General features: G+C 72.2%; 11 protein-coding genes and 1 pseudogene. 10 read left to right on the forward strand and 2 right to left on the reverse strand.

Annotated features, from left to right (window positions below; translation table 11 throughout):
• The first annotated feature begins 68 nt into the window (after window positions 1-68).
• The 6 genes from ACIGXP_RS21885 (at window position 69) to ACIGXP_RS21910 (ending at window position 7,421) form a co-directional block, all read left to right on the forward strand.
• Entirely contained in the window at window positions 69-2,300 is a 2,232-nt protein-coding gene (locus ACIGXP_RS21885) for an MMPL family transporter (RefSeq protein ID WP_363214595.1), read from the forward strand.
• On the forward strand, window positions 2,278-2,853 hold the full coding sequence (locus ACIGXP_RS21890) for a GNAT family N-acetyltransferase (RefSeq protein ID WP_399770615.1): 576 nt from the start codon (window positions 2,278-2,280) through the stop codon (window positions 2,851-2,853). Before ACIGXP_RS21885 ends, ACIGXP_RS21890 begins: the two co-directional genes overlap by 23 nt.
• A gap of 35 nt (window positions 2,854-2,888) precedes the next feature.
• Complete coding sequence (locus ACIGXP_RS21895; RefSeq protein ID WP_399770618.1) at window positions 2,889-3,515, forward strand: hypothetical protein; 627 nt, start codon at window positions 2,889-2,891, stop codon at window positions 3,513-3,515.
• 198 nt (window positions 3,516-3,713) lie between these two features.
• A complete protein-coding gene (locus tag ACIGXP_RS21900; RefSeq protein WP_399770621.1) occupies window positions 3,714-3,905 on the forward strand; it encodes a hypothetical protein in 192 nt (63 codons plus the stop codon).
• A 203-nt stretch (window positions 3,906-4,108) separates the two neighbouring features.
• A complete protein-coding gene (locus ACIGXP_RS21905) occupies window positions 4,109-7,150 on the forward strand; it encodes an AAA family ATPase (RefSeq protein WP_399771070.1) in 3,042 nt (1,013 codons plus the stop codon).
• Between the two features lie 49 nt (window positions 7,151-7,199).
• Window positions 7,200-7,421, forward strand: coding sequence for a DUF6191 domain-containing protein (locus ACIGXP_RS21910; protein WP_399770624.1), 222 nt, complete (start codon window positions 7,200-7,202; stop codon window positions 7,419-7,421).
• Between the two features lie 22 nt (window positions 7,422-7,443).
• Here ACIGXP_RS21910 and ACIGXP_RS21915 read toward each other — a convergent pair whose 3' ends face one another.
• Together ACIGXP_RS21915 and ACIGXP_RS21920 are read right to left on the reverse strand one after the other, a co-directional pair.
• Entirely contained in the window at window positions 7,444-8,592 is a 1,149-nt protein-coding gene (locus tag ACIGXP_RS21915) for a PQQ-dependent sugar dehydrogenase (RefSeq protein ID WP_399770627.1), read from the reverse strand.
• 98 nt (window positions 8,593-8,690) lie between these two features.
• Window positions 8,691-9,689 (reverse strand): aldo/keto reductase, encoded by a 999-nt coding sequence (locus tag ACIGXP_RS21920; protein WP_399770629.1) that lies wholly within the window; start codon window positions 9,687-9,689, stop codon window positions 8,691-8,693.
• A 75-nt stretch (window positions 9,690-9,764) separates the two neighbouring features.
• On the opposite strand from ACIGXP_RS21920, the gene ACIGXP_RS21925 reads away from it, so the two are divergent.
• From ACIGXP_RS21925 to ilvN, 4 genes and pseudogenes are all read left to right on the forward strand, one after another.
• A complete protein-coding gene (locus ACIGXP_RS21925; RefSeq protein ID WP_399770632.1) occupies window positions 9,765-10,718 on the forward strand; it encodes a 2-hydroxyacid dehydrogenase in 954 nt (317 codons plus the stop codon).
• A 386-nt stretch (window positions 10,719-11,104) separates the two neighbouring features.
• Window positions 11,105-14,238, forward strand: a pseudogene (locus ACIGXP_RS21930) (putative bifunctional diguanylate cyclase/phosphodiesterase).
• 243 nt (window positions 14,239-14,481) lie between these two features.
• Window positions 14,482-16,329, forward strand: a complete 1,848-nt coding sequence (locus ACIGXP_RS21935) for an acetolactate synthase large subunit (protein ID WP_399770635.1) — start codon at window positions 14,482-14,484, stop codon at window positions 16,327-16,329.
• A gap of 21 nt (window positions 16,330-16,350) precedes the next feature.
• Entirely contained in the window at window positions 16,351-16,875 is a 525-nt protein-coding gene (gene ilvN / locus ACIGXP_RS21940) for an acetolactate synthase small subunit (RefSeq protein WP_225837846.1), read from the forward strand.
• Window positions 16,876-16,937: the final 62 nt, after the last annotated feature.

Below are 16,937 nucleotides of genomic sequence, written 5' to 3' on the forward strand. Positions count from 1 at the left end.
GGGCTGTTCACCTCATGGACGATCGTTCCCGGTCAAAGATCCACACGTCATCATCTGGGAGCACGTCCGTGGCAGACCTCGCCCGTTGGTGTGTCCGGCACCGGCTGATCGCCGTGCTGCTGTGGCTCCTCGCCTTCGGCGGGGTCACCGCGGCCGCCGCCGTGGCCGGTTCGGCGTACTCGAACGACTACGAGGTCCCCGGCACCGAGTCCGGCCGCGCGGCGCAGCTGCTCCAGGACGGTTTCCCCGGCCTGGGCGGGGACAGCGACACCGTTGTCTGGCACACCGCCACCGGCACCGTCCGCGCCGCCGACGTCAAGCGGACGATGACCCGCACCCTGGGCCGGATCGCCGCGCTGCCCGCGGTCGCCTCGGTGACCGGCCCGTACGGCAGCCGGGGCGCGCACCGGATCAGCGCCGACGGCCACACCGCCTACGCCACCGTCACCTTCACCCAGCCGGCCGACCACATCGGCGCGTCCCAGGCGCGGGCCGTGGTGCGCACCGCCAAGGCCGCCCAGGGCGACGGACTCCGGGTGGAGCTGGGCGGCAGCGCGATCGGGCTCACCGCGTCCCCGCGCGAGCACACCGCCGAGCTGGTCGGCGTGCTCGTCGCGGCCGTCGTGCTGTTCCTCGCCTTCGGTTCGCTCGCCGCCTCGGCGCTGCCCATCGCCACCGCGCTGGTCGGTGTCGGCACCGCCTACTCCGGTATCGGGCTGCTCGGACACGCCATGACCGTCGCCGACTTCGCTCCCATGCTCGGCATGCTGATCGGCCTCGGCGTCGGGATCGACTACGCGCTGTTCATCGTGACCCGGCACCGGCGCGGCCTGAAACGCGGCCTGAGCGTCACCGAGGCCGCCGTGAACGCCGTGGCCACCACGGGGCGCGCGGTCGTCTTCGCGGGTGCGACGGTGTGCATAGCCCTGCTGGGGATGCTGACCCTGCGGCTGAGTTTCCTCAACGGGGTCGCCGTGGCCGCCTCGTTGACGGTGGTGCTCACCGTCGCGGCCTCGGTCACCCTGCTGCCCGCCCTGCTGGCGTACATCGGCCCCCGGGCCCTCAGCCGCCGCGAGCGGGGCCGGCTCGCCCGGCGCGGGCCGCGCCCGGAGCTGCCCACCGGACTCGCCGCCCGCTGGTCGGCGCTCGTCGAACGCCGCCCCAAGCTGCTCGGTTCCCTTGCCGTCGCCGTCGTCGCGCTGCTCGCCGTGCCGACCCTCTCCCTCCACCTCGGCACCTCCGACCAGGGCAACGACCCCCGCACCTCCACCACCCGCAAGGCCTACGACCTGCTCGCCGACGGCTTCGGACCCGGCGTGAACGGACCGCTCACCCTGGTCACCCGGGTCGACGGCGCCGACGACAAGCTGGCCCTGGACACCCTGGACACCACCCTGCGCGCCACCCGGGGCGTCGCCTCCGTCACCCCGGTCACCTACGCCGCCGGCGGCACCACCGCCTACCTCACCGTGGTCCCCGAGTCCGCACCGCAGTCGCAGGACACCAGCGACCTCGTGGACCGGCTGCGCACCCGGGTGCTGCCCCGAGCGGAGACCGGCACCTCCCTCGACATCCAGGTCGGCGGGGTCACCGCCGGCTACGACGACTTCGCGGATGTGATCATCGGCAAACTGCCGCTGTTCATCGGCGCGGTGATCGGGCTCGGCTGTCTGCTGCTGCTCGTGGCGTTCCGGTCGCTCGGCGTTCCGCTGAAGGCCGCCGTGATGAACGTCGCCGCCGTGGCCGCTGCGTTCGGTGTCGTCGTCGTGGTCTTCCAGTGGGGCTGGGGCAGCGAACTGCTCGGTCTCGGCCGGGCCGGGCCCATCGAGCCGTTCCTCCCCGTGATCATGGTCTCCGTTCTCTTCGGACTCTCCATGGACTACCAGGTCTTCCTGGTCAGCCGGATGTACGAGGAGTGGCTGGAGACCGGCGACAACCGGCGCGCCGTCCGCGTGGGCCTCGCCGAGACCAGCCGGGTCATCAACTCGGCCGCGATCATCATGATCTCGGTCTTCCTCGCCTTCGTGCTCAGCGGCGACCGCGTGATCGCGATGTTCGGCATCGCGCTGGCCTCCGCCGTCGCCCTGGACGCCTTCGTGCTGCGCACCCTGCTCGTCCCCGCGCTGATGCATCTGCTCGGCACCGCCAACTGGTGGCTGCCCGCCTGGCTGGAGCGCCTGTTGCCCCGCCTCAGCATCGAACCGCCCGAGTGCCGCGCCGCGCATGAGAGGCTCGGCAAGATCTCGGTCGAGGAACTGCGGAAGGACGAGCAGCGCGATGTACGCGATATCCCTGGGTGACGACGGGGCCGAGCTGCGGCCCCTGGAGGTCTGGCACGCCGAGGAGGTCCTCGCCAACGTCGACCGGGGACGGGAGTTCATCGGCCGGCACATCGGGCTGCCGGACGTGGTGTCCGACGTGGAGGGCGCCCGTTCCTGGGTGAAGTCGTACGCCGACAAGCGTGCCGTCGACGCGGGCAGCCTGCACGGCATCTGGCTGGACGGCAGGCTGGTCGGCGGTGTGCTGTTCCGCGTGTGGGACACCCCGAGCGGGGTGTGCGAGGCCGGCTGCTGGCTGGAGCCGGCGGCGGCCGGGCGCGGACTGGTCACGCGGAGCATGCGGGTGCTGCTGGACTGGGCCGTCGAGGAACGCGGCATGCACCGAGTGGAGTGGCATGTGTCCTCCGCCAACGAGGCGAGCATCAACGTGGCCCGGCGGCTCGGCATGACCCGCGAGGGCGTGCTCCGTGAGAACTATCCGCACCGGGGCGTGCGCACCAGCACCGAGATCTGGTCGGTGCTGGCCCCCGAGTGGCGTGCGGCACGCGCGCGTACGGCGCACAACGATCATTAAGGGACCTCTCAGACAGCGTCCGTACGGTGCCGGGCATGGCTACCAAGACAGAGGAAGGCGCCGAGGCCGGCACCCCGGCCGGCACCGAGGCGCACCACGACGACGAGACGAGGGAGACGGGGCGGACGAGGGCTTCGGCCGGCACCACCGGCGAGGAGGCAGCCCGGACGGAGGCCGTCGGGGAGAACACCGCCGGGGACACCGGCGAGGGGACCGTCGAGGAAGAGGCCTCCGGAGCGGAGGAAGAGCTCGCCGGGGACAAGGCGCCCTCCGGGGTCGGCCAGGGCGCCGGAGCCGTCGTCTCCGCCGCGCTGGGCCTCGTCTCGCTCAGCGGCGGCTGGATCGGCACCGTCGCCGGCGCCCGCGAGCAGCTCATCGGCCAGCTGCGGACATCCTCCACCGCGAGCGTCGCCACCCAGATCAAGGCGGTCTACGGCAACGCCTGGCACAGCACCGCCCTGTGGGCCGGCCTGTTCGCGCTGGCCGCGCTGCTCACCGGCGTGGTCGTGCTCGCCCGGCCCGCCTTCGGCGCCGCCGGCCGGCCGCAGGCGCCGTGGATCAGGTCGGTCGCCTGGGCGGGTGTCTCGCTCGGCGTCATCGGCCTGCTGCTGGCGGTCCTCAAGTACTCCGACGCCCTGCTCGCCCTGCCCTCGACCGGCTGAGAAAGGCGCAGGTCCCAGGGGGCCTTAGGGAGTCCACCCGCACCTTAGGACTCCCTGAGGCCCCTTACGCGCGCGTGCGGGCCCGTACGCCGCCCGAAGATGCGGAACTCTCCCGATGTGGCGCACCCCCCTGGGAGACGAAGGTGGAGACATCGCAGAACGCGACGCACGACACCGACTCTCCTCGAAGGACACGCCGTGATCGAGTTCGAGTACCACAGGATGCGCTCCGCCCAGCTGATCCGCGAGGCCGCGCAGGAGCGCCTGGCCCGCGAGGCCGCCCGGCTGCACCGCGCCGCCCGCCACGAGGGCTCGGCCGGCCACGCCGGCGCCGCCACCGAGTCCCATACCGACCGGCCCCGCCGGCACCGGATTCCGCGCACCGCGTGAACACCGGACCGACGGACCGGGCCGGGACGGAGGGTGGCCGCACGGGGGTCGGCCGCCTCCCGGACCGTACGGACGAGGGTCGTACGACTGCCCACCCCAGTCGTACGACCCTCCCGTCCGTTCCTACGACCCGCCCGGCCACCGGTACGACGATCGCACCGGAACTGTGGAAAACGGGTGCCGTGCCGTCCGGCCCTCATGCGATGCTCGGGCCCGTGGAAACCAGGTCCGTCAGTCCCGTGTTCGTCGGCCGCACCGAAGAGCTGGACACCCTGAACGACGCGCTCGCCCGTGCCCGCGCCGGCGAGCCACAGGCGCTGCTGCTCGGCGGCGAGGCCGGGGTCGGAAAGACCCGCCTCGTCGAGGAGTTCGCCACGGCCGCCGGCCGGCACGCGGTCGTCGCCGTCGGCGGCTGTGTGGAGATCGGCGCCGACGGGCTGCCGTTCGCACCCTTCTCCACCGCGCTGCGCGCCCTGCGCGACACCCTGCCGGAGGAGTTCACCGCCGCAGCGCGCGGCCAGGAGGAGGAACTGGCCCGCCTCCTGCCCGACCTCGGCGAGGCCGGCGCCGGCCGCCACGACGAGCAGGGCATGGCCCGCCTGTTCGAACTCACCGCCCGGCTGCTCGAACGGATCGCCGCCGAGCACACCGTCGTGCTCGTCCTGGAAGACCTGCACTGGGCCGACGCCTCCACCCGCCACCTCCTCGCCTACCTCTTCCGCACCCTGCGCGCCGGCCGGCTCCTGGTCCTCGCCAGCTACCGCTCCGACGACATCCACCGCCGCCACCCGCTGCGCCCCCTGCTCGCCGAACTCGACCGGCTGCGCACCGTCCGCCGCATCGAACTCGGCCGCTTCACCCGTGAGGAGGTCGGCCGCCAGATCGCCGGCATCCTCGCCGCCGAACCCGCCCCCGCCCAGGTGGACGAGATCTTCGAACGCTCCGACGGCAACGCCTTCTTCGTCGAGGAACTCGCCGTCGCCGGCTGCGACGGCTGCCGCGCCGGGCTCACCGACTCCCTGCGCGACCTGCTCCTGGTCCGGGTCGAGACGCTGCCCGACAGCGCCCAGCGGGTCGCCCGGGTCGTCGCCGAGGGCGGCTCCACCGTGGAGTACCGGCTGATCGCCGCCGTCGCCCAGCTCGGCGAGGACGATCTCATCGAGGCGCTGCGAGCCGCCGTCGGCGCCAACATCCTCGCCGTCACGCGGGCCGGCGACGGCTACCGCTTCCGCCACTCCCTGGTCCGCGAGGCCGTCGCCGACGATCTGCTGCCCGGCGAACGCTCCCGGCTCAACCGCCGCTACGCCGAAGCCCTGGAGGCCGACCCCACGCTCGTTCCGGCCGACGCGCGCGTGATGCGCCTGGCCAGCTACTGGTACCACGCCCATGACGCCGCCAAGGCCCTGCCCGCCGTCCTGGACGCCTCCGTCGTGGCCCGCCGCAGGCACGCCTACACCGAGCAGCTCAGGCTCCTCGAACGGGCGATGGAGCTGTGGGACGGCGTCCCCGAGGAGGTGCGCTCCGCCCTGCGCCCGGTCGACTACACCGAGGTCTACCCTCCGTGCGGCTGCGACCCCGCCACCACGCCGCTGCGCTATCTCGACCTGATGGCCGAGGCCGCCGTCGCCGGCCGCTTCGGCGGCGAACGCGAACGCGCCCTGAAGATCACCAAACGGGCGCTGCGCCTCCTGGAGGAGGAGCCGGACCCCCTGCGCTCCGCCTGGTTCTGGGTGCAGCGCTCCCGGCTCGTCCAGTCCCAGGCCCGCGGTGACGGATGGCAGGAACTGGCCACCGCCCAGGACCTGGTACGCGGCCTGCCTCCGTCCGAGGTGCACGCCGAGGTGCTGGCCCTCGCCGCCAACTGGTCCATGCTGCACCGGCCCGGCCCCGAAGCCTTCGCCGCCGCCGAGCGGGCCGTGGAGTACGCGCGCATGGTCGGCTCCCGCGACATCGAACTGCACGCCCGCCTCACCCTCGGCGGCCTCAAGGCGGATGCGGGCGATCCCGAGGCCGGCCTGGCGGAGATGCGGCAGGTACTGCGGGACACCCTCGCGGAGGGCGTGCACGACGTCGCGGGCCGTGCCTATGTGAACCTGCCCTCCAAGCTGCAGGGCATCGGCCGGGACCGGGAGGCAGCCGCCCTCCTGCGCGAGGGCATCGCCTTCGCCCGCGCCCACGGGCTGTCGGACTCCGAGGCCTATATGCAGGGCAACCTGTCCGCGTCCCTCCATGCGCTCGGCCATTGGACGGAGGCCGCCGAAGCCGCCACCCACGCGACTGAGGTCCGCCGCAGCGCCAACCCCCCCGGCGCGGGCGCCCTGCGCCTGGCCCACCTCGCCCTGGCCCGCGGCGACTTGCCCGAGGCCGGCCGGCACCTCGCCGCCGCCCGCGCCCACTTCGGTGCCCACGACTCCATACCCCAGCACTCCCTGCCCCTGGCCCAGGTCGCCCTCGACATCGCCGCCGAGGAGGGCCGCATCGACGACGCCCGAGCCGAACTGCTCCGCGCCCTGGACGACGGTTTCCCGCCCGGAACCCACCGCCACGGCTGGCCGCTGCTGCGGGCCGCCGCCACCGTGGAGGCCGAGGCCCGCGCCCTGCCCGCCGCCCAGCCGCGCCGTGCCGAGATCCTCGACCGCCTCCGCGAGGCCGTACGCACACTCACCACCGACGCCCCGCTCTGGCAGGCCTACGAGCAGTGGACCCGCGCCGAAATCCGCCGCGCCCAGGGCGCCGACACCCCCGACGACTGGTCCCCGGTGGTCACCGCCTTCGAGTGCCTGGACCGTCCCTACGAACTCGCCCGGGTTCGCCACCGCCTCGCCGGAGCCCTCCTGGCCGACGGCGGCGACGACGAACGCGACCGCGCGGCCGAACTGCTCCGGCTGGCCGGGGCGGTCGCCGCCCACCTCGACGCCCGGTCCCTCGCCGACGCCGTCACCCGGCTCGCCCAGCGCGCCCGCCTCGTCCTGACCCGCGCCCCACGGCAGGCCCTCGGCCCCGCCGACCCGGCCGAGGCCCTCGGACTCACCAGCCGGGAGCGGGACGTCCTTCGCCTGGTCTCGGCCGGCCGCACCAACCGTCAGATCGCCGAGGAACTGTTCATCTCCCCGAAGACCGCGAGCGTCCACGTCTCCAACATCCTGAGCAAGCTCGGCGTCTCGGGCCGGGGGGAGGCGGCCGCGGTGGCGCATCGGCTGGGCCTGTTCCCGGCCGAGACGCTCGCTGCCGGACCGACGGGCTGAGACCTACGCTGGAGAAAGCCGTGGCGGGAGAAAAACGGGGGGAGAAGCCGTGTTCAACGCCTTCGAGGAACTGTTCGCACCCGGCCGCAAACACACCCGGGACGAACAGAACCGGCTGGAGCTGACCCGCGAGGACGTCGGCGACAACGATCCCGGCCGAGGACCCATCGACCTGTCGTCCGGGAAGGCCGTCATACGACTCCCGGAACCGCCGCCGGCCGCGGCGGAGCCGGAGGGGAGGCCGGAAGGAGGACCTGAAGAAGAGGCGTGAGCGGTGCAGCGAGTGCCGAGCGCTAGCCCACCTCCACCCCCAGCACTCGGTCGTCCCCCTTCCTCGGCCGCCCGCGGCCGTCCGTGTTGCTCGTCACCAGCCACACCTTGTCGCCGCCCGCCGCGACCACCGTCCGCAGCCGGCCGTACGTCCCGGTGAGGAACGCCTGCGGTGCCGCCGAGGCCTCCGTGCCCCGCAGCGGGATGCGCCACAGACGCTGGCCCTTCAGTGCGGCCATCCAGATCACGCCCTTCACATACGCGATGCCGCTGGGGGAGGCGTCGTCGGTGTGCCACTGGGCGATCGGGTTCTGGAAGGCGGCATCGGAGGACCTGCCCTCGGCCTTCGGCCAGCCGTAGTTCCCGCCCGGCTTGATCGCGTTCAGCTCGTCCCAGGTGTCCTGGCCGAACTCCGAGGCGAACAGGCGCTGTTTGTCGTCCCAGGCCAGGCCCTGGACGTTGCGGTGGCCGTACGAGTACACCGGCGAGTCGGGGAAGGGGTTGCCCGGAGCCGGTTCGCCCTCCGGGGTCAGGCGCAGGATCTTGCCGCCCAGGGACTTCTCGTCCTGGGCCAGACCCCGCTCGCCGCTCTCACCGGTGCCGGCGTACAGCATGCCGTCCGGGCCGAAGGCGATCCGCCCGCCGTTGTGGATGAATCCCTTGGGAATGCCCTTGAACACCGTGTCCGGGGCGCCCAGTTGCTCACCGGCCGGCTTTCGCTCGTCGTACAGCATGCGGACGATGCGGTTGTCCGAGGCGGAGGTGAAGTAGGCGTAGATCATGTGGTCCGAGGCGTAGTCGGGGGACAGGGCGATGCCGAGCAGGCCGCCCTCGCCGGCCGGGGAGACACCGGAGACCTTGCCCAGCTCGGTCCTGCGGCCCGTCTTCTCGTCGATGCGGGTGAGCGTCCCGTCGTCGCGGGAGGAGACCAGCAGACCGCCGTCGGGCAACGGGGCCAGCCCCCACGGTGTCTTCAGGCCCTCGGCCACGGTGCGCAGCACCTTCACCGAGCCCTTGGCCGGCGGGGCCGACTCGGTGGCTCGGCCGGAGGGGAGCGTGCCCGATGCCGTACCCGTCGGTGTCGTCCGTCCGGCGCCGCCCGGTGAGCCCCCTCCGTCGGAGGAGCAGCCGGCCGTCAGCAGGAGGGCGGTCACGGCCAACACGGCCGGCACAGCTCGACGTTGCACGATCATGGTCCCTTCGAGGCGGTGGTCCCACAGCAGGTGCTGTCTCTCATACACCGCCCAGCTTCCCGCAGGCGCTCAGACCCTCAGTCCCACGACCCCCGTGCCGCCGGCAGGCCGGACATCTCCGACAGGTCCTGCTCGGTCAGGTGCAGGTCGGCGGACGCCGCGTTCTGCGTGGCCCAGCATTCCTGTTTCGTGCCCGGGAGGGCGATCACATGGCGGCCCTGGGCCAGGACCCAGGCCAGGGCGACCTGGGCCGGGGTGACGTGCTCGCCGTGGCGGCGGGCGATGCGGCGCAGGCCCGCGACGATCGGCTGGTTGGCCGCCATCATCTCCGCCGTGAAACGGGGATGCCGAGCGCGCAGGTCGTCCGGTTCGAAGCCCTCGCCCGGCCTCAGCGTGCCGGTCAGGTAGCCGTTGCCCAGCGGCATCGCCGCGAGGAAACCCACACCCCGGGCTTCGCACCACGGCAGCAGCGCCTGCAGCGCCTCCGGCGACCACACCGACAGCTCCGCCTCCACCGCGGCCACCGGGAACACCTGCTGCACCCGCTGCAGCTGGCGCAGCGTCCCGTCGTACAGCCCGGCCCCCGAGCGGCGGCCACCGCGCGCCCCCACCGCGCACAGGCCCAGCGCCCTCACCTTGCCCGCCCGCACGAGGTCCGCCATCGCCCCCCAGGTCTCCTCGACGGGGACCTCGGGGTCGGCACGGTGCAGCTGGTAGAGGTCGATCACGTCCGTCTGCAGCCGCCGCAGCGAGGCGTCGCAGGCCCGCCTCACGTACCCGGGACGGCCGTTGGCCACAATGTGCTGCTCGCCCACCAGGAGCCCCACCTTCGTGGACACGAAGGCGTCCGCGCGCCGCTCCTTGAGCACCCGGCCCAGCAGCAGCTCATTGGTGAACGGGCCGTACATGTCGGCTGTGTCGAGGAGGTTCGAGCCCAGGTCCAGCGCCCGGTGCACGGTTCTGAGCGACTCGTCGCCCCGCTGCCGCGACCCGCTGTACGCCCAGCTCATCGGCATGCACCCGAGTCCGACGGCCCCCACCCCGAGCGCCCCCGCGCCGATCGTCCTGCGCTCCACCTGCTCGCGAACCTCCCTCTGCCAGGCCCCCAACCTAACCTCTGCACGCACGCGTACCTGACATAGCCTCCTGCCATGACTGCTGACGTGTGGCTTCCCATGGCGCCGGAGGAGATCGAGGGGCTTCCCGAGGGGCCCCGGTACCTGTTCTGGGACGGGGGCGAGGACGGTGACCAGCCCTTTCCCGGCGACCCGGCGGACTGCATCCTGTACGTGGTGCCGTACATGAAGCGGTGGTCGGTCAAGGTGCGCCCGCTGGAGCTGCTGACCGGCGTGCAGGTCATCCAGACGCTGACGGCCGGCGTCGACGACGTCACCGCGCGGTTGTCGGTCATCCGGCCGGGCGTGCGGCTGTGCAACGCGCGCGGCGTGCACGAGGCGAGCACCGCCGAGCTCGCGCTCACCCTGACCCTCGCCTCCCTGCGCGGCATCCCCGGCTTCGTCCGTGCCCAGCAACAGGAGCGCTGGGAGACCGGGTTCCGTCCCTCGCTCGCGGACAAATCCGTCCTCATCGTCGGATACGGCGCCATCGGCACCGCCATCGAGGACCGGCTCGCGCCCTTCGAGCTCGCGCGGGTGGCGCGCGTGGCGCGCTCCCCGCGCACCACGGCGCGCGGTCCGGTGCACCCGCTCACCGAATTGCCGAAACTGCTCCCACACGCCGATGTCGTGATCCTCTCCACGCCCTTGACCGAGGAGACACGAGGGCTGGTCGACGCCGAATTCCTGGCGAAGATGAAGGACGGGGCGCTGCTCGTGAACGTCGCGCGGGGCCCCGTCGTCGACACCAAGGCGCTGCTCGCGGAACTGGAGAGCGGCCGTATCACCGCCGCCCTGGACGTCACCGATCCCGAGCCGCTGCCGCCCGGGCACCCGCTCTGGCAGGCCCCCGGCGTGCTCATCAGCCCGCATGTGGGCGGGCCCTCCTCGGCCTTCCTGCCCCGCGCGAAGCGGCTGCTCGCCGACCAGCTGACCCGGTTCGTGAACCACGAGCCCCTGCGGAACGTGATCCTGACGACGGGGTCGTAGCACCGCTCCCGGCACCCTCCGCAACCCCTCGGACGCGACGCGTACCGGCATCCTCGCTGGTCGTCACGGAGCGTAGAGAAGCTATGTCCCTGAGTGACGATCCTGGTGTATCGTCCCGACAGGGGCTGCGCCGCAGACCGTTCGGCGCCGGGGATGGACATTTCAGATTCGTGAGGGGGGCGACGGGCGATGCACGGCCTATGGACGAACGATCCGACGCGGCGGAGCCGCCGACGGCGACCCTGGCGCACGGCCACGCGCAGACGCGGCCACCACACCAGCCACCACAGCCATCACCAGCGCAGGCACAACGGGCGCCGGAGGCATGCGCACCCAGCGCAGCGGGACCGTCGGGACGCGGGAGCGGCGCAGACCGGGAGGCCCCGGTGAGTGCGCCGCCCTCCGTGACGACCGCCCTGGACGCAGCGGTGCGTGCCCCCCGCCCGCAGCAGGCGCCGCCGCGCCGGTCGGCCGCCGGCGAGGGCACGCGCGCGATGCAGCAGCTCGTCCTGGCCCTGGTCTGCGCGGCCTACGCCGTCGGGGCCGCGTTCGACTGGGGCGCGGACGAAGTCGCACTGATCATGGGCGACTTCGGGCTGAGCGCGGCGGCCGGCGCCGCCGCCGTCTCGTGCTTCCTGTACGCCCGCAGTCCGCGCGTCCGCTTCCGTTCGGCCTGGCTGCTGTTCTCGCTCTCCTCGGCCATGGCGGCCCTCGGCAACGCGGTGTGGGGGTGGTACGAGGTCGTCCTCGGGCAGCCCGTGCCCAGCCCCAGCTACGCCGACCTGTTCTTCCTGTGCTTCGCGCCGCCCGCCATCGTGGGCCTGCTGGTGCTCGCCAAACGGCCCGTGACCAAGGCCGGCTGGATCTGTCTGGCGCTGGACGCCTGGCTGATCGGCGGCTCGCTGCTCACGCTGTCGTGGAGCCTCGCGCTCGCCCAGGCGGCCCGGTTCGACGGACCGAGCGTGGCGCACACCGCGCTGTCACTGGCGTACCCGCTGCTCGACATCGCGCTCGTCAGCATGGTGCTCGCGCTGCACTTCCGCCGCACCCCGGGCAACCGCACCGCCGTGAACACGGCGATCGGCGCGCTCGCGGTGACCGTGATGTGCGACGCGCTGTTCACCTCGCCGCTGCTGCACAGCAGTTACCGCTCCGGACAGCTGCTGGACGCCGGCTGGTTCGCCGGTTCGCTGCTGCTCGCCTACGCCCCCTGGGCCGCGCCCGGCCGCAAGGGCGCGCAGGAGGCGCACGTACCGGACGGGCACACACGTGTGATCCACGAGCACGTGCCCGGACAGCGCGGCACGGTCCACCACGCCGTGCCCGTGCCCGCCCCGGGAGGTGAACACAGCCGGTATCCGGCCGGCCGCCCGCTGACCGGCTCCATCGCCGCCCTCACCCCGTACCTGGCCGCCGCCGTGTGCACCCTGGGCATCCTGTACAACGTCCTCAACGGCCGCCGACCCGACCACGTCGTGCTGATCACCGCGGGCGCCGTCGTGCTCGCGCTCGTCATCCGGCAGGGCATCATGCTGCTGGACAACATCACCCTCACCCAGGAGCTGGCCCAGAAGGAGAACCACTTCCGTTCCCTGGTGCAGGGCTCCAGCGACGTCATCATGATCGCCGCGCCCAACGGCATCCTGCGGTACGTCTCCCCGGCCGCCGCCGGTGTCTACGGCCGGCCCGCGGAGGAACTGGTGGGCAGCGAGCTGGCCGGTCTCATCCACCCGGAGGACCTGGGCTGCGTGGTGCACGAGGTGCGCCGCTTCCTCGCCGCGAGCCCGCTGGAGGAGCCCACCACCCGCATCGAGTGCCGCTTCCGGTCCGGCGACGGCGGCTGGCTCAATGTGGAGTCGACGGTCAACCGCCACCACGGCGGACTGATCTTCAACAGCCGGGACGTGACCGAAAGAGTACGGCTGCAGGCGCAGTTGCAGCACAACGCCGAGCACGACCCGCTGACCGACCTGCCCAACCGCGCGCTGTTCACCCGGCGCGTGCAGCAGGCCCTGTCCGGCCGCCGGGCCACCGACCGGGGCACCGCCCTGCGCAACACGGCGGTGCTCTTCATCGACCTGGACGGCTTCAAGGCCGTCAACGACACGATCGGGCACCAGGCCGGGGACGAGCTGCTCGTCCAGGCCGCCCGCCGGCTCCAGGACGCGGTCCGGCACGGGGACACCGCGTCCCGGCTGGGCGGCGACGAGTTCGCCGCCCTGATCGTCGGCGACGGCACCCGTGACCGCGCCGCCCGGGAGCGGAACATCCTGGAACTCGCCGACCGTCTCAGGGTGACCCTCTCCCAGCCGTACGCGATCGACGGCCAGGACGTGCGGGTCAACGCCTCCATCGGCGTCGCCTTCGCCGAACCGGGCCTCGGCGCGGGCGAGCTGCTGCGCAACGCCGACCTCGCGATGTACCGCGCGAAAGCGGCCGGCAAGGGCCGGGTCGAGCTGTACAAGCCGCAGATGCAGCAGGACGTCGTGCGGAAGGCGGAGCTGGCCACCCGGCTGCGTGCCGCGTTGCACGACGGCGAGTTCACGCTGTTGCACCAGCCGGTGGTGTGCCTGGAGAGCGGGCGGATCACTGCCGTCTCGACGCAGGCGCGCTAGCGCTCCTCGCAGGGGGTGCTGTTCACCCCGGCCGAGTTCCTGCGGGTGGCCGAGGACGGCGACAAGACCGCCGAGCTGGACCGCTGGGTGCTGCAGCAGGCCGTCGAGCAGGCCGCCGAGCGGGCCGCGACCGGGCTCGTCGTACCGGTGGCCGTCCGGATGAGCGCCCGGCGGCTGCTGGACCGCTCGATGCCGGTCGGGACGGTGGAGGGGCTGCTGACCCGGCACGGCCTGCCGCCCGGCGCGCTGGTGCTGGAGCTGACCGACACCGATCCGCGCATCTCCCTGGACGAGCTGGAGCGCAGGCTGACCGCGCTCAGCCGGCTCGGGGTGCGGATCGCACTGGACGGCTTCGGCAGTGGCCATGCCGCCATCACGGCGCTCAGAAGGCTCCCGGTGGACGTGCTGAAACTCGACCGCAGTCTGGTCGAGGGGGTCGTGGAGTCCCCGCGGCTGCACAAGATCACCAGCGGTCTGCTGCGGATCGCCGGCGATCTCGGGCTGCAGTCCGTGGCCGAGGGCGTGGACCTGCCGGAGCAGGTCGTGGCACTCCGGGCGATGGGCTGTACGCACGGGCAGGGCATGGCGTTCGCGGGGCCGCTGGACGAGTACCGGCTGCGCCGGGCGCTCGGATCCGGGCACTATCCGGTGCCCCACGCACCGGCCGAACCGGCGTTCGCGGGCGGCGTGCGCGAGCCGCAGGCGCGTGTCGGGGCCGAGGGAGCGGCCGCGCGCAGGTCCGACGGGCTCAGCACGGTCGTGGCCTCGACACCGAGCGGCGCGCCCCGTGGGTGAACGAGCCGCGCAGAAGGGCGCGGCGGGTGTACACAGGGAGTGTGCCCGCCGTCTTGGGAGGTGGCAGTGCCCGTCGCTCACATAATGAGACGCCCGTCCCACCCACTTGACACGTGGTACGTGCCGGGGGGAGGGTCAGTGCCATGCGCACCCGAATTCTCGTACTTGGACAGCGCGTCGGCTGAGCTGGGACCCACCGGAGGACGATCCGGAATGCCCAGCGACCTCACCGGCGCGCTCCCCTCGCTTGCCTTGCGGCACGAGGGGTTTTTTGTTGCACGAGTGCCGCTCGTGCAGCGCTTGAACTCCGTACAAACCTCGCAAAAACCCTCAGCATCGAGAAGAGAATGCCGATGACCGAGCAGGCCACCGGGGCCCATCCGCAGCCGCGGCCCCGATCCGGAGGACAGCAGTCCGCCCCCGTCGAGCACGTCACGGGTGCGCAGTCCCTCATCCGCTCCCTCGAGGAGGTCGGCGCGGACACGGTATTCGGCATTCCCGGCGGTGCGATCCTTCCGGCGTACGACCCCCTGATGGACTCCACCCGGGTCCGTCATGTGCTGGTCCGCCACGAGCAGGGCGCCGGCCACGCTGCCACCGGCTACGCGCAGGCCACCGGCAAGGTCGGCGTCTGCATGGCGACGTCCGGTCCCGGTGCCACCAACCTGGTCACGCCCATCGCCGATGCGCACATGGACTCCGTCCCGCTGGTCGCGATCACCGGCCAGGTCGCCTCCAAGGCGATCGGCACCGACGCCTTCCAGGAAGCGGACATCGTCGGCATCACCATGCCGATCACCAAGCACAACTTCCTGGTCACCAAGGCCGAGGACATCCCGCGGATCATCGCGCAGGCGTTCCACATCGCTTCCACCGGCCGCCCGGGCCCGGTCCTGGTCGACATCTCCAAGGACGCCCTCCAGGCGAAGACCACCTTCTCCTGGCCGCCCACCATGGACCTGCCCGGCTACCGCCCGGTGACCAAGCCGCACGCCAAGCAGATCCGCGAGGCGGCCAAGCTGATCACCTCCGCCAGGCGGCCCGTCCTCTACGTCGGCGGCGGCGTCATCAAGGCGCACGCCACCGCCGAGCTGAAGGTCCTCGCCGAACTCACCGGAGCGCCCGTCACCACCACCCTGATGGCGCTCGGCGCGTTCCCCGACAGCCATCCGCTGCATGTGGGAATGCCGGGCATGCACGGTGCGGTCGCCGCCGTCACCGCGCTGCAGAAGGCCGACCTGATCGTCGCCCTCGGCGCCCGCTTCGACGACCGCGTCACCGGCAAGCTGGACAGCTTCGCCCCGTACGCCAAGATCGTCCACGCCGACATCGACCCGGCGGAGATCGGCAAGAACCGCGCCGCGGACGTGCCGATCGTCGGGGACGCCCGCGAGGTCATCGCCGACCTGGTCCAGGCGGTGCAGAAGGAGCACAGCGAGGGCCACAAGGGCGACTACACCGCCTGGTGGAGCGACCTCAGCCGCTGGCGCGAGACCTACCCGCTCGGCTACGACCAGCCCGAGGACGGCTCGCTGTCCCCGCAGCAGGTCATCGAGCGCATCGGACAGCTCGCCCCGGAGGGCACGATCTACGCGGCGGGCGTCGGCCAGCACCAGATGTGGTCCGCGCACTTCATCCAGTACGAGAAGCCGGCCACCTGGCTGAACTCCGGCGGCGCCGGAACCATGGGCTACGCCGTCCCGGCCGCCATGGGCGCCAAGGCCGGCCGGCCGGAGCGGACCGTCTGGGCGATCGACGGCGACGGCTGCTTCCAGATGACCAACCAGGAACTGACCACCTGCGCGCTGAACAACATCCCGATCAAGGTCGCCGTCATCAACAACGGCGCCCTCGGCATGGTCCGCCAGTGGCAGACCCTCTTCTACAACCAGCGCTACTCCAACACCGTGCTGCACAGCGGCCCCGACGACATCAACCCGGAGGCCAAGGGCACCCGCGTGCCGGACTTCGTGAAGCTGTCCGAGGCGATGGGCTGCGTGGGCCTGCGCTGCGAGCGCCCCGAGGACCTGGACAAGGTCATCGAAGAGGCGAACTCCATCAACGACCGCCCGGTCGTCGTCGACTTCATCGTCCACGAGGACGCGATGGTGTGGCCGATGGTCGCCGCCGGCACCTCCAACGACGAGATCATGGCCGCCCGGGACGTCCGCCCCGACTTCGGCGACAACGAAGACGACTGAGCGAGAGAGACGTAAAAGACCATGTCCAAGCACACGCTCTCCGTCCTGGTGGAGAACACCCCGGGCATCCTCGCCCGCATCGCCGCCCTGTTCTCGCGGCGCGGCTTCAACATCGACTCGCTCGCGGTCGGCGTCACCGAGCACCCCGACATCTCCCGCATCACCATCGTGGTGAACGTCGAGGACCTGCCGCTGGAGCAGGTGACCAAGCAGCTCAACAAGCTCGTCAACGTGCTGAAGATCGTGGAGCTGGAGCCCGGACAGGCCGTCCAGCGCGAACTCGTCCTGGTGAAGGTCCGCGCCGACAACGAGACCCGCTCCCAGATCGTGGAGATCGTCCAGCTGTTCCGCGCCAAGACCGTCGACGTCTCCCCGGAGGCCGTCACGATCGAGGCCACCGGATCGAGTGACAAGCTGTCCGCCATGCTCAAGATGCTGGAGCCGTTCGGCATCAAGGAGCTGGTGCAGTCCGGCACCATCGCGATCGGCCGTGGCGCCCGTTCGATCACCGACCGCTCGCTTCGCGCGCTCGACCGAACCGCGTAAGGCTGAATACGGGCGGTCCTTCCGCCCGTATGCCGAGATTCCGAAACTTCCCTTCCCCTCAC

It is taken from the genome of Streptomyces sp. NPDC053069, assembly GCF_044546895.1.
Classification (GTDB): Bacteria; Actinomycetota; Actinomycetes; order Streptomycetales; family Streptomycetaceae; genus Streptomyces.